The sequence below is a fragment of the uncultured Kocuria sp. genome, assembly GCF_947500125.1.
Lineage (GTDB): Bacteria > Actinomycetota > Actinomycetes > Actinomycetales > Micrococcaceae > Kocuria.
The window spans coordinates 64493-83204 of sequence record NZ_CANMRA010000013.1 but is presented as its reverse complement, the minus strand read 5'-3'; the positions used below and the strand labels follow the sequence as shown (position 1 = coordinate 83204).

The 18712-nt window shown below is 74.0% G+C and carries 14 protein-coding genes; 8 read left to right on the top strand and 6 right to left on the bottom strand.

What is annotated here, in order from left to right:
• The first annotated feature begins 86 nt into the window (after window positions 1-86).
• Together Q0817_RS10485 and Q0817_RS10480 are read left to right on the top strand one after the other, a co-directional pair.
• Window positions 87-3539, top strand: coding sequence for a pyruvate carboxylase (locus tag Q0817_RS10485; RefSeq protein ID WP_298586886.1), 3453 nt, complete (start codon window positions 87-89; stop codon window positions 3537-3539).
• Between the two features lie 97 nt (window positions 3540-3636).
• Complete coding sequence (locus Q0817_RS10480) at window positions 3637-5094, top strand: mycothione reductase (protein WP_298586883.1); 1458 nt, start codon at window positions 3637-3639, stop codon at window positions 5092-5094.
• Between the two features lie 27 nt (window positions 5095-5121).
• Here Q0817_RS10480 and Q0817_RS10475 read toward each other — a convergent pair whose 3' ends face one another.
• The 3 genes from Q0817_RS10475 to Q0817_RS10465 all read right to left on the bottom strand — a co-directional run bounded on the left by Q0817_RS10475 (window position 5122) and on the right by Q0817_RS10465 (window position 8382).
• Complete coding sequence (locus Q0817_RS10475; RefSeq protein WP_298586879.1) at window positions 5122-7020, bottom strand: long-chain fatty acid--CoA ligase; 1899 nt, start codon at window positions 7018-7020, stop codon at window positions 5122-5124.
• Between the two features lie 70 nt (window positions 7021-7090).
• A complete protein-coding gene (locus Q0817_RS10470) occupies window positions 7091-7534 on the bottom strand; it encodes a hypothetical protein (RefSeq protein WP_298586876.1) in 444 nt (147 codons plus the stop codon).
• Window positions 7531-8382 (bottom strand): carboxylesterase, encoded by an 852-nt coding sequence (locus tag Q0817_RS10465; RefSeq protein ID WP_298586873.1) that lies wholly within the window; start codon window positions 8380-8382, stop codon window positions 7531-7533. Before Q0817_RS10465 ends, Q0817_RS10470 begins: the two co-directional genes overlap by 4 nt.
• Before the next feature lie 147 nt (window positions 8383-8529).
• Between Q0817_RS10465 and Q0817_RS10460 the strand changes: the two genes are divergently transcribed.
• On the top strand, window positions 8530-9381 hold the full coding sequence (locus tag Q0817_RS10460) for a 1-acyl-sn-glycerol-3-phosphate acyltransferase (RefSeq protein ID WP_298586870.1): 852 nt from the start codon (window positions 8530-8532) through the stop codon (window positions 9379-9381).
• Window positions 9382-9424: 43 nt separating this feature from the next.
• Window positions 9425-10816 carry a class II 3-deoxy-7-phosphoheptulonate synthase gene (locus Q0817_RS10455; protein ID WP_298586996.1) on the top strand — a complete coding sequence of 464 codons (1392 nt, stop codon included), beginning with the start codon at window positions 9425-9427 and terminating at the stop codon, window positions 10814-10816.
• A gap of 44 nt (window positions 10817-10860) precedes the next feature.
• Here Q0817_RS10455 and pknB read toward each other — a convergent pair whose 3' ends face one another.
• Together pknB and Q0817_RS10445 are read right to left on the bottom strand one after the other, a co-directional pair.
• Window positions 10861-12702, bottom strand: a complete 1842-nt coding sequence (gene pknB, locus Q0817_RS10450; RefSeq protein ID WP_298586867.1) for a Stk1 family PASTA domain-containing Ser/Thr kinase — start codon at window positions 12700-12702, stop codon at window positions 10861-10863.
• A 45-nt stretch (window positions 12703-12747) separates the two neighbouring features.
• Window positions 12748-13890: a LysM peptidoglycan-binding domain-containing protein gene (locus Q0817_RS10445; protein ID WP_298586864.1), complete on the bottom strand. Its 1143-nt coding sequence runs from the start codon at window positions 13888-13890 to the stop codon at window positions 12748-12750.
• A gap of 119 nt (window positions 13891-14009) precedes the next feature.
• Between Q0817_RS10445 and Q0817_RS10440 the strand changes: the two genes are divergently transcribed.
• Entirely contained in the window at window positions 14010-14396 is a 387-nt protein-coding gene (locus Q0817_RS10440) for an Rv2175c family DNA-binding protein (protein ID WP_017833699.1), read from the top strand.
• A 51-nt stretch (window positions 14397-14447) separates the two neighbouring features.
• Here Q0817_RS10440 and Q0817_RS10435 read toward each other — a convergent pair whose 3' ends face one another.
• Entirely contained in the window at window positions 14448-15599 is a 1152-nt protein-coding gene (locus tag Q0817_RS10435) for a polyprenyl synthetase family protein (protein ID WP_298586856.1), read from the bottom strand.
• A gap of 185 nt (window positions 15600-15784) precedes the next feature.
• Between Q0817_RS10435 and dinB the strand changes: the two genes are divergently transcribed.
• From dinB to mraZ, 3 genes are all read left to right on the top strand, one after another.
• The gene (gene dinB / locus Q0817_RS10430; RefSeq protein WP_298586853.1) at window positions 15785-17065 is read left to right on the top strand and encodes a DNA polymerase IV; all 1281 of its coding nucleotides are present in this window, start codon (window positions 15785-15787) and stop codon (window positions 17063-17065) included.
• 55 nt (window positions 17066-17120) lie between these two features.
• Window positions 17121-17498, top strand: a complete 378-nt coding sequence (locus Q0817_RS10425) for a DUF3040 domain-containing protein (protein WP_298586850.1) — start codon at window positions 17121-17123, stop codon at window positions 17496-17498.
• Window positions 17499-18109: 611 nt separating this feature from the next.
• A complete protein-coding gene (gene mraZ / locus Q0817_RS10420) occupies window positions 18110-18541 on the top strand; it encodes a division/cell wall cluster transcriptional repressor MraZ (RefSeq protein ID WP_298586994.1) in 432 nt (143 codons plus the stop codon).
• Window positions 18542-18712: the final 171 nt, after the last annotated feature.

Here is an 18712-nt window from a genome sequence, read left to right as displayed (position 1 = left end):
CTGACCGTGTGCGCGACGTTGCACGACCTTCGAAGAATCAGTGCCCGGGTGTCCGCCGGACGGCCCCGGGTGCGGAACGGGTGTTGATGTTCTCCAAGATCCTGGTGGCCAATCGCGGTGAGATCGCGATCCGCGCCTTCCGTGCCGCGTACGAGCTCGGGGCGAGGACGGTGGCGGTGTTCCCCTACGAGGACCGCAACTCGATCCACCGGCAGAAGGCCGACGAGGCGTACCGGATCGGGGAGGAGGGCCACCCGGTGCGGGCGTACCTGGATGTGGAGGAGATCGTGCGGGTGGCCAAGGAGTCCGGGGCGGACGCGATCTATCCCGGCTACGGGTTCCTGTCGGAGAACCCGGACCTGGCCCGGGCCGCGGCCCGGGAGGGGATCACCTTCGTGGGCCCGCGGGCGGAGATCCTGGAGCTGGCCGGGAACAAGGTCGCCGCGCTCAAGGCCGCCAAGCGCGCCGGGATCCCCACCCTGGCCTCCACGGAGCCCTCGGCGGATCCCGAGGAGCTGCTGGAGCAGGCGGCGGGGATCGGGTTCCCCATCTTCGTGAAGGCGGTGGCCGGTGGCGGGGGCCGCGGCATGCGCCGGGTGGAGACTCCCGAGGCGCTGCCCGAGGCGCTGGCGGCGGCGATGCGCGAGGCCGACACCGCGTTCGGGGACCCCACGGTCTTCCTGGAGCAGGCCGTGCTGCGGCCCCGCCACATCGAGGTGCAGATCCTCGCCGACAACGAAGGCGGGATGGTGCACCTGTTCGAGCGCGACTGCTCGCTGCAGCGCCGGCACCAGAAGGTCGTGGAGATCGCCCCGGCCCCGAACCTCGACGAGGGCATCCGCCAGGCCCTGCACCGGGACGCGGTGAAGTTCGCCAAGGAGCTCGGCTACGTCAACGCGGGCACCGTGGAGTTCCTGGTGGACACCGCCGGGGAGCGGGCGGGTCAGCACGTGTTCATCGAGATGAACCCGCGCATCCAGGTGGAGCACACGGTCACCGAGGAGATCACCGACGTGGACCTCGTCCAGTCGCAGCTGCGGATCGCGGCCGGGGAGACCCTGGCCGATCTGGGCATCGCCCAGGACGAGCTGGCCGTGCGCGGGGCCGCGCTGCAGTGCCGGATCACCACGGAGGACCCGGCCAACGGGTTCCGCCCCGACGTGGGGAAGATCTCCGCCTACCGCTCCGCCGGCGGTGCCGGGGTGCGCCTGGACGGGGGCACGGTCTACGCCGGGGCGGAGATCTCCCCGCACTTCGACTCCATGCTGGTGAAGCTCACCTGCCGCGGCCGGGACTACGCCACGGCGGTGCATCGGTCCCAGCGGGCGCTGGCCGAGTTCCGGATCCGCGGGGTGGCCACCAACATCCAGTTCCTCCAGGCCGTGCTCGCCGACCCGGAGTTCCTCGCCGGCAACGTGGCCACCGACTTCATCGAGCGCCGCCCCGAGCTCCTCGAGGCCCGCACCTCCGGGGACCGGGCGACGAAGGCGCTGACCTGGCTGGCCGAGGTCACCGTGAACACCCCGAACGGGGAGCGGGTGGAGGGCATCGACCCGCGCACCAAGCTGCCCCACTACCCGGGCGACAAGCAGGACGAGCCGTTCCGCTCGCCCTTCGACGGGCCCTCCGAGCACACCCCGCCGGCGGGCTGGCGGCAGAAGTTGCAGGACCTGGGCCCGGAGGGCTTCGCGAGGGCGCTGCGGGAGCAGCAGGCGGTGGCGGTGACGTCGACGACGTTCCGTGATGCCCACCAGTCGTTGCTGGCCACGAGGGTGCGGACCCGGGATCTGCTGGCGGCGGCCCCGGCGTATGCGCACACGCTGCCGCAGCTGCTGTCGGTGGAGGCCTGGGGCGGGGCGACCTATGACGTGGCGCTGCGGTTCCTGGGGGAGGACCCATGGGAGCGGCTGCGGCTGCTGCGCGAGGCGATGCCGAACATCCCGATCCAGATGCTGCTGCGCGGGCGCAACACGGTGGGGTACACCCCGTACCCCACCGAGGTCACGGACGCGTTCGTGGCCGAGGCCGCGGCGACCGGGGTGGACATCTTCCGGATCTTCGACGCCCTCAACGACGTGGAGCAGATGGCCCCGGCCATCGAGGCCGTGCGCAAGACGGGCACCGCGGTCGCCGAGGTCGCCCTGTGCTACACCGGGGACCTGCTGGACCCGGCCGAGGACCTCTACACCCTGGACTACTACCTCGAGCTCGCCCAGCAGTGCGTCGACGCCGGGGCCCACGTGCTCGCGATCAAGGACATGGCCGGGCTGCTCCGGCCCGTGGCGGCGGCGAAGCTGGTGACCGCCCTGCGCGAGCGCTTCGCCCTGCCCATCCACCTGCACACCCACGACACCGCCGGCGGGCAGCTCGCCACGCTGATGGCCGCGATCGACGCGGGGGTCGACGCCGTGGACGTGGCCGAGGCCTCGATGGCCGGCACCACCTCCCAGGTGCCCGCCTCGGCCCTGATCGCAGCCCTGGCCCACACCGACCGGGACACCGGGATCCCCCTGGAGGCCGCGACCGCTCTGGAGCCCTACTGGGAGGTCATCCGGCGGATGTACGCCCCGTTCGAGTCCGGGCTCACCGCCCCGACCGGGCGGGTGTACCGGCACGAGATCCCCGGCGGGCAGCTGTCGAACCTGCGGCAGCAGGCCATCGCCCTGGGGCTGGGCGAGCGGTTCGAGGCGATCGAGGACATGTACACCGCCGCCAACGCGATGCTGGGCCGGCTGGTGAAGGTCACCCCGTCCTCCAAGGTCGTGGGCGACCTCGCCCTGCAGCTCGTGGGGATGGGCGTGGACCCGGCGGAGTTCGAGGCGAATCCGCAGAAGTTCGACATCCCGGACTCGGTGATCAGCTTCCTCGCCGGGGAACTGGGCACCCCTCCGGGCGGGTGGCCCGAACCGTTCCGGTCCAAGGCGTTGGAGGGCCGGAGCGTGAAGGTCGGGGTCACGGAGCTGGCCCCGGAGGACGCGACGGCCCTGGCGGGGGACTCGGCGACCCGGCGGGCGACCCTGAACCGGCTGCTGTTCGCCGGTCCCACCCGCGACTACGAGGCCAGCCGGGCGAAGTACGGGGAGCTGGCGCTGCTGCACACCCGAGATTTCCTCTACGGGCTGACCTCCGACCGTGAGCACGTGATCTCCCTGGGCAAGGGGGTGCGGCTGCTGGTGACCCTGCAGGCCATCTCGGAGCCGGACGACAAGGGCATGCGCACCGTGATGGTCACCCTCAACGGCCAGCCCCGGATGATCGAGGTCCGCGACACCTCGATCACCTCTTCGGTGCCCGAGACCGAGAAGGCCGACCCGTCCGACCCCGGCCACGTGGCCGCCCCCTTCGCCGGCGCCGTGACCGTGACGGTGGCCGAGGGTGACACCGTGGAGGCCGGGGGACAGGTCGCCACCATCGAGGCCATGAAGATGGAGGCCTCCATCACCGCCCCCACGGGCGGGACCGTCCGGCGGGTGGCCCTCAAGGGCGTCACCCAGGTCTCCGGCGGCGACCTCCTCCTGGCGCTCGGCACCGCGGGCTGACCCGGCACGGCCTCCGCCGGCACCGCGGCATCGGGAGGCCCGCGGTGCCGGCGGGGGCGGCCCGGGGGCCGTCGCCGCCGCGCATAGGATGGGCGCCATGCGGACATTCGACCTCATCATCATCGGCTCCGGCTCGGGCAACTCCATCCTCACCGAGGACTACGAGGGGCTGGACGTCGCCATCGTCGACGGCGGGACCTTCGGCGGCACGTGCCTCAACGTGGGCTGCATCCCCACGAAGATGTACGCGTACCCCGCGAGTGTGGCCCGTCGTGCCCATGAGGCGGATCGGCTCGGCCTCGACGCCGCGGTGAACGGTGTGCGCTGGGGGGAGATGCGGGACCGGATCTTCGGGCGGATCGACGCGATCTCCCACGGCGGTCTCGAGTACCGCCGGACCCTGCCGCACGTGACGGTCTACGAGGAGCACGTGCGCTTCACCGGCCCGCGGACCCTGCGCACCGCGTCCGGGGAGGACATCACGGCCGCGCAGATCGTGGTGGCCTCCGGCTCGCGCCCGGTGCGGCCGGAGGTCCCCGGGATCGACCTGCCCCAGGTGCACACCTCGGACACCGTGATGCGCATCGACGAGCTGCCCCGCCGGGTGGTGGTGGTCGGCGGCGGCTACATCGGCGCCGAGTTCGCCCACGTGTTCTCGAGCCTCGGCTCCCGGGTGACCCAGGTCAACCGCTCCCACCGCATCCTGCGCTACCACGACCCGGAGATCGCGGAGCGCTTCGCGCGCGAGGCCTCCCGGCAGTGGAAGCTCGAGACGGGGTGGACGCTGAGCGAGGTCGAGGAATGGGACGGCGACGAGTGCGCCGTGATGGTCACCTTCCGCGACCCGCAGGACCCGGAGCTCGTCATGCGCCTGCCGGCGGACGTGGTGCTGGTGGCCACGGGCCGGCAGCCGAACACCGACGTCCTCGACGCCCGGGCGGGCGGTCTGGACGTGCGGGAGGACGGTCTGCTGGCCGTCGACGAGTACCAGCGCGCCCTCTCCGGAGGCCGCCCGGTCGAGGGGGTGTGGGCGCTCGGCGACATCAGCTCGCCCTACCAGCTCAAGCACGTGGCCAACGCCGAGGCCCGCACGGTGCAGCACAACCTCCTGCACCCCGGCGACCTCCGGGCCACCGACCACCGGTTCGTGCCCTCCGCCGTGTTCACCAGCCCGCAGATCGCGTCCGTCGGCATGACCCAGGAGGAGGCCGAACAGTGGGCGGTCGAGCAGGGCGGCGAGATCACCGTCAAGGTGCAGGACTACGGGGCCACGGCCTACGGGTGGGCCATGGAGGACCGCACGGGTCTGTGCAAGCTGATCGCGGAGAAGGGCACCGGACGCCTGCTGGGCGCGCACCTGATCGGCGAGGAGGCCTCCCTGCTCCTCCAGCCGCTGGTCCAGGCCATGTCCTTCGGCCTCGACGCCCACACGATGGCCCGCGGCCAGTACTGGATCCACCCCGCCCTGAGCGAGGTCGTCGAGAACGCCCTGCTGGGCCTCGACGTCCCCGAGCACTCGCCGCTGGCCCCGGAAGCACTCGTCGGCGGCCGGTGATCCCACCGGCCGCCGACCGGCTCGGCGCTACCCGCGGCCCGGCAGGTGCGCCTGGGAGAGCTTCTCCTTGATCCGCTCCGCCGGGGTGGCGGGGGCGGGGGCCGGCTCGGGGGCGGGACGCGAGTAGATCTCCTCGATCCGGTCCGCGAAGTCCTGGGCGATCCTGGCCCGCTTGATCTTCATGGACGGGGTCAGGTGCCCGGAGGCCTCCGTCCAGTCGACGCCGAGGATCTCGAAGGCCCGGATGCTCTCGGCGCGGGAGACCGCTTGGTTGGCGTGGTCGACGATGTCCTGGATGTGCTCGACGACCTTCGGGTGGCGCGCCGCCTCCGCGACGGGCATCTCGGGGTCCAGCCCCATCAGCTCCAAGCGCGCGGGGAGCACGTCCTGGTCGAGGGTGACGAGGGCGGCCACGAACGGCCGGTCGTCCCCGACCACCATGACCTGGGAGACCAGGGCCGAGGCGCGGATGGGGTCCTCCAGAACGTTGGGGACCACGTTCTTGCCGCCGGCGGTGACGATGATCTCCTTCTTCCGCCCGGTGAGGGTGAGGGCCCCGTCCTCGTCGAGCGAGCCGAGGTCGCCCGTGCGGAACCAGCCGTCCTCGAACGCCGCGGCGGTGAGGTCCTCGCGCCCGTGGTAGCCGCGCATGACGTGGGCGCCCCGGACGAGGACCTCCCCGTCCTCGTCGATCCGCACCTCGTTGCCCGGCAGCGGGAGTCCCACGGTGCCGATCTTGCCGATCTCCGGGGTGTTGACGGCGATCGGGGCGGTGGTCTCCGTGAGCCCGTAGCCCTCGACGACGTACACGCCGATCCCGTTGAAGAAGTGGCCCAGCCGGGTGCCGAGGGCGGCGCCGCCCGAGACGGCGTGCGTGACCTCCCCGCCCATCGCGGCCCGCAGCTTCGAGTACACGAGCCGGTCGTAGAGGGCGTGGCGTGCCCGCAGCACCCGCGGCACCCGGCCGGCCTGCCCGGCCCTCGAGTAGGCCACGGCCGAGGCCACGGCGCGCTCGAAGATCAGGGACTTCGCCTTCCCGGCCTTCTCGGCCTTGAGCCGGGCGCTCTGGTAGATCTTCTCGAACACGCGCGGGACGGCCAGGATGAACGTGGGCCGGAAAGCCCCGAGGTCGGCCATGAGGTTCTTCACGTCCGGGGTGTGGGCCAGCACGGTCCCGGAGTAGAGGGCGATCACCTCGACGAAGCGGGCGAACACGTGGGCGAGCGGCAGGAACAGCAGGGTGCGCGCGCCCGGGTGGATGATGTCCGCGACGACCAGGGCCGTGTTCTCGCACAGGCGCACGAAGTTCCCGTGCGTGAGCTCGCACCCCTTGGGCGGGCCGGTGGTCCCCGAGGTGTAGATGATCGTGGCGACGTCCTCGAGCGCGCGGGACGTGCGGCGGGCCTCGAGCTCCTCGTCCGGGACGTCCGCGCCGGCACGCGCGAGCTCGTCGAGGCCGGTGCCCGTGCCGTCCAGGCGCCAGATGTTCTCCGCGGCGCGGAACGGCGTCTCCCGCGAGGCCGTGAGCACGGACTCCTCGAGGGCCTGGGTCTCGACGAAGACGGCCTTGGCGTCGGAGTCGCCCATGATCCAGGCGATCTGCTGGGCCGAGGACGAGTCGTAGACGGGGACGGGGACCGCACCGGCGTACCAGATCGCGAAGTCCGCGAGGGTCCACTCGTAGCGGGTCCGGCTGAGGATGCCCACCCGGTCCCCGGGCTCGATCCCCGCGGCCACGAGACCCTTGGCCACCCCCTGCACGGAGGCCAGGAACTCCCGGGCGCGCACCTCGCGGGAAGCCCCCTCCGCCGCCAGGACGGTGTACAGGTGCGGATCCTCGGCCCGGTCCGCCTGCATCAGCAGGAAGTCGGTGATGCGGCTGTGGGCCGGCGGGTCCACGAGGGCGTCGGTCGCGACGTGGCGCATGGGGTTCTCCTCGGATCGGGGTCGGTGTGCCGTCCGGGCCAGTCTAGTGAATTGGCTCACGCAAATGACGTCAGACGCGGGCGCCGTCGTCCAGGTCGTCGCGGTCGTCGGGAAGGGACCTCAGCAGGTGGCCGATGGCCCCGATCACGGCGACCAGGCCCGCCACGATGGCCCACCACGGCAGGGAGCCGGGCAGCAGGGAGAGCACCACCAGCAGGACGGGCACGCCGACCAGGACGGTCCACGACAGCACCGCGCCGCCGCTGAGCCCCTGCGTGACCGGGCCGGGGTCGGGGGAGTACGGCGCGTCGTCGTCCTCGGGCTCCTCCGGGTCCTGGGCGTCCTGCGCCCCGGCGGGGGGCTCGCCGAAGACGGCGTCCTCGGGCGACCAGTCCCGGGGCCCGGAGAGGTGCCGGTCGCCGGCCCGGCGCACGTCGTCGAGATCCGACACGATCCGGCTCCACTCGTCCTCGGGCCCGTGGCCGCCGCCGGGGGTCCCCGGGCCGGCGCTCATCGTCCGTCCCCCCGCGCCGGGCGCACCGGTCTCGCGGTGACCGGGCTGCGCCCGGCCAGCAGGTCGTCGAGGAAGCGCACGGACCGTGCCGAGACCACGTCCGCCTCCCGGTCCAGGGTGGCCACGTGGAAGCTCTCCGCCAGCCGGACCAGCTCCACGTCCCCGCCCGCGCGGCGCAGCACGTGGAGGTGCGAGGCGTCGGAGACCACGTGGTCGTGCCGCGAGCGCAGGACCAGGACCGGCGCGGTGACCGCCGGCAGCATCCTCCGGGTCCGGGCCATGAACCGGCCCAGCTCGGCGACGCCCGCCACCGGTGTGCGCGGGTAGGCGTGCTCGGTGACTCCGGGGAGGCTGATGTCGTCCCCCACGCCCGGCACGGACGGCACCGCGCGGTGCAGGGCCGGGGCGAGGCGGGCCGTGCGGCTGACGAGGGACAGCGCCGGGTTCAGGGCCACGACCCCGTCCACGGGCAGGATCGCGGCGAGGTGCAGGGCGAGCGCCCCGCCCATGGACAGTCCGCACACCACCACCACGTCGTGCCGAGCCTGCAGCTCCCGCACCTGCTCGGCGGCGTGGTCGCGCCACTGCTCCCAGCGGACGCCGGCGAGGTCCTCCCAGCGGGTGCCGTGGCCGGGCAGCACGGGCCCCACGACCTCGGCCCCCGCCTCGTGCAGAGCGCGGCCCCACGGGCGGACGCTGAACGGGACACCGGTGAAGCCGTGCAGCACGAGGACGCCCGCGGGGCCGTCGGCCGGGAACCGGAAGGGGGCGCCCGGAGCCTCCTCGGCGGCGGGCCTCCCGGCCGCGGAGGGGGTGGGCAGGTGCTGGTGCTCGACGGGTGGCGTCATGCGTCCATGATGTCAGGACGGAGCCGCGGAGCGGGCGCACCGGCGGCAGGGCCCGCGCGGACGTGAGAGAATACCGGAGGCCGGACCCGGTCCGAGCGGCACGGACCCTCGCGACATCCCGATCAGCACGAAGGAGTCCTCTCCCACATGGTCTACATGTTTTTGAAGCGCTACGTCGTCGGCCCCCTGATCAACGTCGCCTTCCGTCCCGAGGTCCGCGGCCTGGAGCACGTGCCCGGCGAGGGCCCGGCCATCCTGGCGAGCAACCACCTCTCCGTCTCCGACTCGGTGTTCATGCCCGTGGCCGTGCCCCGGCAGGTGTACTTCCTCGCGAAGTCCGACTACTTCAACAGCCCCGGGGTCAAGGGGAAGGCGATGGCCGCGTTCTTCCGCGCCATCAACCAGATCCCCATGGACCGGTCCGGCGGCCGGGCCAGCGCGAAGTCCCTGAGCAACGGCGGGCGCAAGCTGCTGGAGGGCGAGCTGCTCGGGATCTATCCGGAGGGCACCCGCTCCCCGGACGGCCGCCTGTACAAGGGCAAGATCGGGGTGGCCCGGCTCGCGCTCGAGACGGGGGCCCCCGTCGTGCCGATCGCCATGGTCGGCACCGACAAGGTCCAGCCGATCGGGACCAGGCTGCCGCTGCCCCGCCGCAGCGCCCGGGTCGCCACCATCTTCGGCGAGCCGCTCGACTTCTCCCGCTACCGGGGCCGGCAGGGCGAGCACGCGCTGCTGCGCGAGGTCACCGACGAGATCATGCACGCGATCCAGGCCCTCTCCGGTCAGGTCTACGTGGACGTCTACGCCTCGGAGCACAAGAAGCGGCTCGCGGAGCAGAAGCGCCAGGAGACCAAGCAGGCCGCCGCGGAGATCGTCGGCAGCGCCAAGGACAAGGCGCGCAGCGCCGCCCAGACCGCCCGCCGGACCGCGGACTCCATCGCCCACCGCGACCGTCCCGGGTCCGCGGACGACGACGCCCCGCGCCCCACCGCCCCCTGATCCCCCGCCCGGTCCCGCCCCGGACGAGACATAGGAAGACATGATGCTCGACTTCACCGTTCCCGACAGCCTCCGCAACCTGGCCTCCCCGGTGCCCTCAGCGGCCGACTACCCGGGGTTGGACGACTGGCGCGGTCTGGCCGCCGACCAGCAGCCGACGTGGGGCGACCACCCCGACTTCGCCGCCTCGATCGCCGAGCTCAACGCGGTTCCGCCCCTCGTCTTCGCGGGGGAGGTGGACAAGCTGCGCGACCGCCTGGCCGAGGTCGCCAACGGCCGGGCCTTCTTCCTGCAGGGCGGGGACTGCGCCGAGACCTTCGAGGGCGCCACCGCCGACCGGATCAGCGCCCGGGTCAAGACGCTCCTGCAGATGGCCGTGGTGCTCACCTACGGCGCGTCCATGCCCGTCGTGAAGATGGGCCGCATGGCAGGGCAGTTCTCGAAGCCCCGCTCGTCCAACGACGAGACCCGCGACGGCACGACCCTGCCGACGTTCCGCGGGGAGATGGTCAACGGCTTCGAGTTCACCGAGGAGTCCCGGGTCCACGACCCGCGGCGGATGGTGCGCGGCTACCACACGTCCGCCTCCACCCTGAACCTCATCCGCGCCTTCACCACGGGCGGGTTCGCCGACCTGCGCCTCGTGCACGCCTGGAACATGGGCTTCACCACGAACCCGGCCCACGCCCGGTACGAGTCGCTGGCCCGCGAGATCGACCGTGCCGTGAAGTTCATGGGCGCGTGCGGCGCCGACTTCGACGCCCTGCGGACCACGGAGTTCTACGCCGGCCACGAGGCCCTGCTGCTGGACTACGAGCGGGCCCTGAGCCGCATCGACTCCCGCACCCACCTCCCGTACGGGACGTCCGGGCACTTCCTGTGGATCGGCGAGCGCACCCGGGAGCTCGACGGCGCCCACGTGGACCTGCTGTCCAAGCTGCGCAACCCGATCGGGGTCAAGCTCGGCCCGAAGACCACCGGCGACGACGCGCTCGCGCTCATCGACAAGCTCGACCCGCAGCGCGAGCCCGGTCGGCTCACCTTCATCACCCGGATGGGCGCGAAGAACATCCGGGAGAAGCTGCCGCCGCTCGTCGAGGCCGTGGAGCGCTCCGGCGCCAAGGTCGTGTGGGTCACGGACCCCATGCACGGCAACACCGTGTCCCTGCCGTCCGGCTACAAGACCCGCAACTTCGACGACGTCGTGGACGAGGTCCGCGGCTTCTTCGAGGTGCACGAGGCGATCGGCTCCTTCCCCGGCGGCATCCACGTGGAGATGACGGGCGACGACGTCGCGGAGTGCCTCGGCGGCGCCGATCCCGTCGACGAGTCCTCCTTCCAGGACCGCTACGAGTCGCTGTGCGACCCGCGCCTGAACCACATGCAGTCCCTGGAGATCGCCTTCCTCGTGGCGGGCTACCTCTCCCGCCGCTGAGCGCAGGACCGGGCCGACGGGGCCGGGGCCGGACCGGCCGTCCGCTACAGGACGGTCAGGACGACCTCGGCCCCGTCCGTCGTCTGGGCCACCACGTAGCCGAAGGGCGCACCGAGGCTCTCCTCGATCCGCGCCGTGTAGCCCGCCTCCGCGAGGACCTGCACCGCCTCGTCCACGGGCCGTCCCAGCACCCCGGGAGCGGTGTCGGCGCGGGGCCCGCGGGAGACCGCGAGATCCACCGCCGTGCCCGCGGCCACCGCCGTGCCCGCCTCGGGGTGCTGGCCCACGACGGTCCCGGGGGCGGCGTCGTCGGGCACCGCGGTCCCGGTGCCGGCCGTCAGCCCGGCGTCCTCCAGGCGCGCCCGGGCGTCCTCCTCCGTCATCCCGGTGACGTCCGGCGCGGTCGTCCGCTCGGGGCCGGTCGAGACCAGCAGGACGACCTGCTCCGCGGCCCGCACGGTGGCGCCGGCCTGCGGGTCGGTCCCGAGCACGGTGCCGGCGGGGGCCACCGGGTCCGCGGTCTCGTGCACGGCGACGTTGTCGAGACCGGCACCGGCCAGGTACTGCTCCGCGAGCTCGGGACCCGCTCCCCGCACGTCCGGCACGCTCACGGTCCCGCCCGGGCCGGAGCCCAGGAGCCAGCCCAGGAACGCCGCCGCGGCCACCGCGAGCGCGACCAGGGCCAGCGTCCCCGCTGCGTGCAGGGGACGGGAGGGGCGCAGCTCGATCGCGGGACGCCAGGGGTCGGAGGAGCCCCTCGGGAGCGGGGCGGGCGGGGGCAGGCCGGACCCCGCCGGGGCGCCGGCCCCGGCGGGGGCGCCCGGGGGCCGGGGCACCCCGGTCCGGGTGACGGCGGGGCCGAGGGCCTCGGTGGGGGCGGCCGCCGGGCCCAGGGCCTCGGTGGGCGCGACGGCGGGGTCCAGCGCCGTCGTGGTCCTGGCATCCGGGTCCAGCGCCGTCGTGGGACCGCTGTCCCGTGCGGCGGGCGGTCCGGGCGGGGCGCCGTGCACGGCGCGGGGTGCCGGGAGGCGGTCGAGCTCGGCCGGGCGCAGTCCCGCCCGGACCGTCCGCAGCTCCTCGAGGAACCTGCCGGCGTCCGGTGGGCGCAGCTCCGGGTCCCGTGCCGTGGCGTGGGCGACGAGCCGCGCCACGCCGGCCGGGACGCCGGGGTCGAGGGTGCGCAGGTCCGGGACGGCGCCCTCCGCGTGGGCGCGGGCCACGGCCACGGGGCCGCCCTCGAAGGGGCGACGGCCGGTCAGCAGCTCGAAGAGCACGATGCCGGCCGAGTACACGTCCGCCCGGGTGTCCACCCGCCGCCCGGTCACGAGCTCCGGCGAGGCGTAGCCCACCGTGCCCAGCACCGTCCCGGTCGCCGTGTGCTGGTCGACGGCGCGGGTGAGACCGAAGTCCGCGACGGTCACCCGGCCGGTGCCGGCGATCAGCACGTTCTCCGGCTTCACGTCACGGTGCACCAGCCCTGCCCGGTGGGCCGCCGCGAGCCCGTCGAGGACCGGCTCCAGCAGGGCCAGCGCCTCGCCCGGGGGGAGGGCGCCGCGCCGGCGCAGGAGGTCGCGCAGCGTCGAACCCTCGACGTGCTCCATGACCAGGTAGGGCACCCCGTCCGGGGCGTGGCCCTGGTCGAGCACGGAGACGACGTGGGGGTGGGACAGCCGCGCCGCCGCCCGGGCCTCCCGCACGAACCGGTCCGCGGCGGCCGGGTCCTCCGCCAGGTGGCCGTGCATGAGCTTGACCGCCACGACCCGCTCCAGGCGCGTGTCCACCGCCCGGTACACGGTGGCGGTGCCGCCGCGGGCGATGCGCGGACCCAGTTCGTAGCGGCCCTCGAGGAGGGTCCCGGTCAGGTGGTCGGGGAGCGCGTGCTGCACGGGCTCAGCCTAGGGCGGGGCGCTGTGCGCTCGCTGGGTCGGAGGTCACGGACCGAACCGCTTGCGGTGGGACTTGACGTTCTTGACGTACTGCTTGGTGTCGTCGTACATCCCGTACTTCTTCACCCCGTGCAGGCCCTGGTAGTAGGCGGCGATGGCCACGTCGGTGCTCGGCGCCGCGCGGCCCAGCTGCCGGATGATGGCCACGCCGGCGGTGACGTTGTCCTGCGGGTCGAGCAGGTCGAGCTCCCGGCCCACGAGGCCCGAGGCCCAGTCCCCGGCGTCCGGGATGACCTGCATGGTGCCCACGGCGTCCGCGGGGGAGACGGCCCGGTGGTCGAAGCCCGACTCCTGGTAGGCGTGCGCCAGGGCGAGCGCCGGGTCCACGCCCATCCGCACGGCGGTCTCGTGGACCAGCCTGCGCATCTCCTCCCGGGACGGTGCCGGTCGGGAGCTGAGCTGTTCGTGGTGGCGGTTGGCGGAGACCACCACGCCGTCCTCGTAGGTGCGGCCCAGGAAGGTGTCGCCGACGGCGCGCTCCTGCTCCGGCCGGGGCTCCGGCGTCGTGGCGGTCCGCACCGCGGCGGGCGCCGGCGCGGCGACCGACAGCCGCTGTCCCGGGCGCAGCAGGGAGTTGACCGTGAGGTCGTTGTCGTCGAGGAGCGCCTGGACCGGCACCCCGTGCTTCTGCGAGATGCTCCACAGCGAGTCGCCGGAGCGCACGACGTGGTCGGTGCGGGGCGGGTCCTCGGCCGGCGGGGCGGCCTTCTCCGAGGATTCGGCCGCCGGGGCGGCTCCGCCGGAGAGGCGCAGCTTCTGCCCGGGCATCAGCAGCGCCGCGCCCGAGAGGTCGTTCCACCGCATGAGTTCGTCCACGGCGACGCCGTGGCGCTGGGCGAGCGCCCACAGGGAGTCCCCGGGGGACACGGTGTGCACCGGGGTCTTCGCCGTCGTCTGGCCGGCGAGCAGAGGCGCCGCGCTCACCTGGGCCGTCTGCGCGGGGGCGGCGTGGGCCACGGTGCCCCCGCCCAGTGCGGCCAGGGCGGCGACGGCGGTGACCGCCGAGCCGGTGCGGGCGCGGCGGGCCCAGCCGGGGGAGCGGTCGTCCGGCACCGGGGAGGACCCGGTGGCGGAGCGGCGGGGTGCGTCGTTCGGGTCGGTCGTGTCGCTGTCGGGGGGATACGGCATGAAGGGGCTCTCTGACGCTGATCGGGGAAGGTGCGGAGGTCTCAGCCGGCTCCGCGGGTCGAGCATACCGTGGCAGGCCCGCGTGGCACGGGCACCGGCGGACGTGGCACTCTGGGGGCGTGAAGAACACATCCGGAATTAGCACCGAGGAGTTCGACCGCCTGGACGGTCTCGTCCAGGAGTGGTTGCCCCTGCCCGACGTCGCCGAGCAGCTCGGCCTCGTGGTCACCCGCGTCCACGGTCTCGTCGACGACGGGACGCTCCTCGCCGTCCGCAACCCGCACGACAGCATCCGCCGGGTGCCCGCCGCGTTCCTGCTGGACGGTGCCGTGGTCGACTCCCTGAAGGGCACGGTGGCGGTCCTGCGAGACTCCGGTTTCACCGACGTCGAGGCGATCACGTGGCTGTTCACCGAGGACGAGTCCCTGCCGGGCCGTCCCGTCGACGCCCTGCGGGACGGGCGCAAGACGGAGATCCGCCGCCGGGCGCAGGCCCTGGCCTGGTGACCCGCTGCTGACCGGCGCGCCGTCCCCGCCGGCGGGGCCGGCGCGCCGGGCTCAGGACGAGCGCCGGACCGCGGCCGTCGCGAGACCGCGCAGCGCGGCCATGGGCACGGCGTCGGCCCCGAGCCGGTCCAGCGCCGCGAACGCCTCCCTGCTGAGCCCGTCGATGAGCGCCTCCGTGGAGCCCAGGGCGCCGCACGCCGTGATGAGCGCGCGCAGCTCCTCGACGTCCTCCTCCGTCAGGTCCGGCCGGCCCAGGGCCGCCTCGAGCCGCGCGATCTGCGCCTCGCTGCCGCGCGTGCGGACAAAGCCCACGAGCACCGTCCGCTTCCCCTCGCGCAGGTCGTCGCCGGCGGGCTTGCCCGTGGCGGCCGGGTCGCCGAACACGCCCAGGACGTCGTCGCGCAGCTGGAACGCCTCGCCCAGGGGCAGCGCGAACGCGGAGCAGCGCTCCAGGACCGGCTCCGCCGCCCCGGCCAGGGCGGCGCCGAGCACCACGGGGTGCTCCACCGAGTACTTCGCCGACTTGTACCGGATGACGTCCAGGGCCCGCTGCACGGCGCCGTCCCGGTCCTGGCCCCCGCCGGCGACCTCGCCCTGCACGTCGAGGTACTGCCCGGCCATCACCTCCGAGCGCATGAGGTCGAAGACCGCCCGGGCCCGGTGGCCGCCGCTCGCCGTGCTGGCGGCCGCGGCGAACAGCTGCTCGCTCCAGGACAGGCACAGGTCTCCCGAGAGGATCGCGGCGGCGACGCCGAAGGCGGCACCGTCCAGCGCCCAGCCGCGGTCCGCGTGCGCGGTCTCGAACCGGCGGTGCACGCTGGGGGCGCCCCGGCGGGTGTCCGAGCGGTCGATGACGTCGTCGTGGATGAGCGCGGCGGACTGGAAGAGCTCGAGCGCGGCGCCGGCCCGCACCACGGCCGGGTCCTCCGGATCGCCGCCCGCCGCCCGCCAGCCCCAGTAGCACAGCCGCGCGCGCAGCCGTTTGCCGCCGGCGGAGAGCCCGGCCACCGCGTCCAGCAGCGGGAGGGCGTCCGCCGAGATCCCGCCCAGCACCGTCCGCTGCCGCCCGAAGAACTCCTCCAGCTCCTCGTGCAGCCGGGCCACGAACCGCTCGTCCTCGGCGCGGAAGGCGTCCTCGGGGCGGGCCTGCGGCGCGGTGCCGGAGGGCGCGTCGGGGCGGTGCGGGAGCGGCGGGCACGTCATGGGTGGCTCGACCTCGGTCTCGGGGCGGTGGCGGACGGCCGCCGGCGGCCGTCCGAGATGTCCGGCCCAGCCTATCGAAGGCCCGGCGGAGGGGCCGTGGGCGCGGCGCCCGGACCGGTGCCCGCACGGCGGCCGGGATGTCCGCGCCGAGGGCTATGCTGTGCCGGACCCGGGAGGAGGACACGGTGAACGAGACGCCGAAGGACCGGCTGGACCGCTGGCGGGCGTGCGCCGTGCTGCACGTCGACATGGACATGTTCTACGTCGGCGTGGAGCTGCTCGCGGCCCCGCGGCTGCGGGGACGGCCCGTCATCGTGGCGGGGGCGGGCAACCGCTCCGTCGTCCTGTCCGCCTCCTACGAGGCCCGGGAGTTCGGCGTGCGCTCCGGCATGCCCCTGGCGCGGGCCCGGGCGATGTGCCCCCGGGCCGTGCTGCTCGAGCCCCACCGGGACGCCTACGAGTCCTACTCCCGCCGGGTCATGGCGATGTTCTGGGAGATCACCGACCGGGTGGAGCAGATCAGCGTGGACGAGGCCTTCCTCGACGTCGCCGGCGCGGTCCGGCGGCTCGGCCCCCCGGTGGGCATCGCCCGCGGCCTGCGCGCCCGGGTGCAGGCCGAGCTGGGGCTCACCGCCTCCGTGGGGATCGGCGCCAACAAGACGGTCGCGAAGATCGCCTCGACCCGCTCCAAGCCGGACGGTCTGCTGCTCGTCCAGCCCGAGGACACCGTCGCGTTCCTCGCGGAGCTGCCGGTCTCGGCGCTGTGGGGCGTCGGCGGGCGCACGGCCGAGGCGCTCACCGGGGCGGGTCTCCGGAGCGTCGGGGACCTCGCGGCGGCCCCGGTGCCGATGCTGACCCGCCTGGTCGGCCGGGCCGCCGGACACCACCTGCACGAGCTCGCCAACGGGCGCGACCCCCGTCCGGTCGAGCCGGTCCGGGAGGAGAAGAGCGTGGGCGCGGAGGAGACCTTCCCCCGGGACGTCGCGGACGACCGGGTGCTGCACGAGGCCCTGCTGCGGCTGAGCCACCGGACCGCCTCAAGGCTGCGCCGCCAGGGGCTGCGCGCCCGCCGGGTGGGGCTCAAGGTGCGCTACGCGGACTTCACGACCATCACCCGCTCGCGGACGCTGCAGCACCCCTTCACCTCGGCCCACGACCTCCTCGAGCACGGCGTGGGCCTGCTCGAGGAGCTCGGGAGCCGGCCCCAGCCGGTCCGGCTCATCGGGGTCCGGGCCGAGCGGCTGGAGCCCGCCACGGACGCCCTGCAGCTGAGCCTGGACGGCCGCGAGGAGGAGTGGGGGGCCGCCGAGCAGGCCATGGACCGGGTGCACGCCCGCTTCGGCGCCGAACGCCTCGGACCCGCCCGCCTGCTGCCGCCCGCACCACGGAATCCGGAAGGCAACTCGGAGGCTGTTGACAGCCGTGTGCGCGGTGCCAAATCCGCACCCGACGGTCTATCCTGGTAGCAGGCGGCGCCGGAACAGCCGGGGAATCCGCACCCGAAGGATGAGGAGGCATACCGTGCCACTGTCCGAGCACGAGCAACAGCTCCTAGCCCAGCTGGAGAAGCAGCTCCACGCGGACGACCCGAGGTTCGTGACGAGCATGGGCTCCCGTGCCGTCAGGGGTGCTTCCACCCGCAACATCGTCCTCGGGATCGTGATCGCCGTCGTCGGTCTGCTCGTCCTCCTGGGCGGGGTGGTCATCGACTCCATCCTGGTGGGGGTCCTGGGCTTCGTCGTGATGGGCGCAGGTGTCTACGTCGCCACGATGCGCTCCGGCAAGCCGCGCCCCGGCGGCGAGAGCGGCAAGGGCGGCCCGCCCCGCCGCTCCTCTCCCTTCCTGCAGAACCTCGAGGAGCGCTGGGACCAGCGCAACTCCGGAGGCCCGTCCACCTGACCGGCCCCGCCGGCGCGCGGAGCCGCACGGAGGGCACGGCCCCCAGGGCACCGCACTCGCGGACCATCCCCGCGGACCGCTCCGCCAGGTCCCTCCACCTCCCACCACCGTGCCGCCGCTCGGCCCGCGGCGTCCGACCAGCTCCCCGGTGCACCGCCGGGGAGCTTTTTGGTGCCCGGCGCGCGACTCGTGCGCCATCCCTCCACCGTCCTCCCCGCCGTCCTCCACCGCGTCCGCCACTGTGTCCTCCACAGCGCTCCACCCCGCCCGGCCCGCTGCCCTCCGCCGGGTCCTCCACTGTCCTCCCCGCGGTCCACCACCGGGTCCTCCACGGTGCTCCGCCCTGCCCCGCGCGCCGTCCGTCACGGCGCCCCGCGCGGTCGCCCGCCACCGCGTCCGCCACGACGCCCCACGCCGAGCGCCACGACGCCCCACCGGTGGGCTGCCGGCGCGCGGCCGCGCCCACCTGGGGCGACGCCGGACGAGGGGCCCGTGCGCCGCGCCACGCCGCGGCGCACGGGCCCCTCGTTCGTTGACCGGGGAGTGAAGTGGAGTAAAGTGGGGCGAAGAGATGGATCTGGGAGAACTCTCGGGCTGGAGAGGCGGTGAGCATGTTTCTCGGAACGTACTCACCCCGTCTCGACGAGAAGGGCCGCCTGATCCTGCCGGCGAAGTACCGGGAGGAGCTGGCGGAGGGACTCGTCCTGACCCGTGGTCAGGAACGGTGCCTCTACGTGTTCAGCGTCCGTGAGTTCGAACGGGTCCACGAGCAGCTGAGGGCGGCACCGCTGTCCTCGAAGCAGGCCAGGGACTACATCCGGGTCTTTCTCTCGGGCGCCTCGGACGAGGTCCCGGACAAGCAGGGCCGAGTCACCATACCGCCGCCGTTGCGGGACTACGCCGGGCTGGGCCGGGAGCTCGCCGTCATCGGGGCGGGCAGCCGGGCCGAGATCTGGGACGCCCAGGCCTGGAACGACTACCTGAACGAGAAGGAGGCCGTCTTCTCCGAGACCGAGGAGGAAGTGGTGCCCGGGCTCTTCTGAGCACAGGGCCGCCGAGACCACCGCGGAGCACGCGAGGCCGTTTCCCGGATGAGATCTCCAGCCGCACAGCCGTCACCGTCCTGACTCACCTTCCCCTGAGCCAGGCCGGATTCGAGGGACGGCCAGCGGATGGGGTTCTGATCCTGGAAGGCCCGCCGCCGCACCACGGCG

Excerpts from the sequence above, each read along its gene's own strand:
- Q0817_RS10435 (WP_298586856.1), bottom strand. The coding sequence starts at position 15,599 with ATGACGTGCCCGCCGCTCCCGCACCGCCCCGACGCGCCCTCCGGCACC.
- Q0817_RS10475 (WP_298586879.1), bottom strand. The coding sequence starts at position 7,020 with ATGCGCCACGTCGCGACCGACGCCCTCGTGGACCCGCCGGCCCACAGC.
- Q0817_RS10445 (WP_298586864.1), bottom strand. The coding sequence starts at position 13,890 with ATGCCGTATCCCCCCGACAGCGACACGACCGACCCGAACGACGCACCC.
- Q0817_RS10480 (WP_298586883.1), top strand. The coding sequence starts at position 3,637 with ATGCGGACATTCGACCTCATCATCATCGGCTCCGGCTCGGGCAACTCC.
- Q0817_RS10465 (WP_298586873.1), bottom strand. The coding sequence starts at position 8,382 with ATGACGCCACCCGTCGAGCACCAGCACCTGCCCACCCCCTCCGCGGCC.
- Q0817_RS10470 (WP_298586876.1), bottom strand. The coding sequence starts at position 7,534 with ATGAGCGCCGGCCCGGGGACCCCCGGCGGCGGCCACGGGCCCGAGGAC.
- mraZ (WP_298586994.1), top strand. The coding sequence starts at position 18,110 with ATGTTTCTCGGAACGTACTCACCCCGTCTCGACGAGAAGGGCCGCCTG.
- Q0817_RS10460 (WP_298586870.1), top strand. The coding sequence starts at position 8,530 with ATGGTCTACATGTTTTTGAAGCGCTACGTCGTCGGCCCCCTGATCAAC.
- Q0817_RS10485 (WP_298586886.1), top strand. The coding sequence starts at position 87 with ATGTTCTCCAAGATCCTGGTGGCCAATCGCGGTGAGATCGCGATCCGC.
- Q0817_RS10455 (WP_298586996.1), top strand. The coding sequence starts at position 9,425 with ATGCTCGACTTCACCGTTCCCGACAGCCTCCGCAACCTGGCCTCCCCG.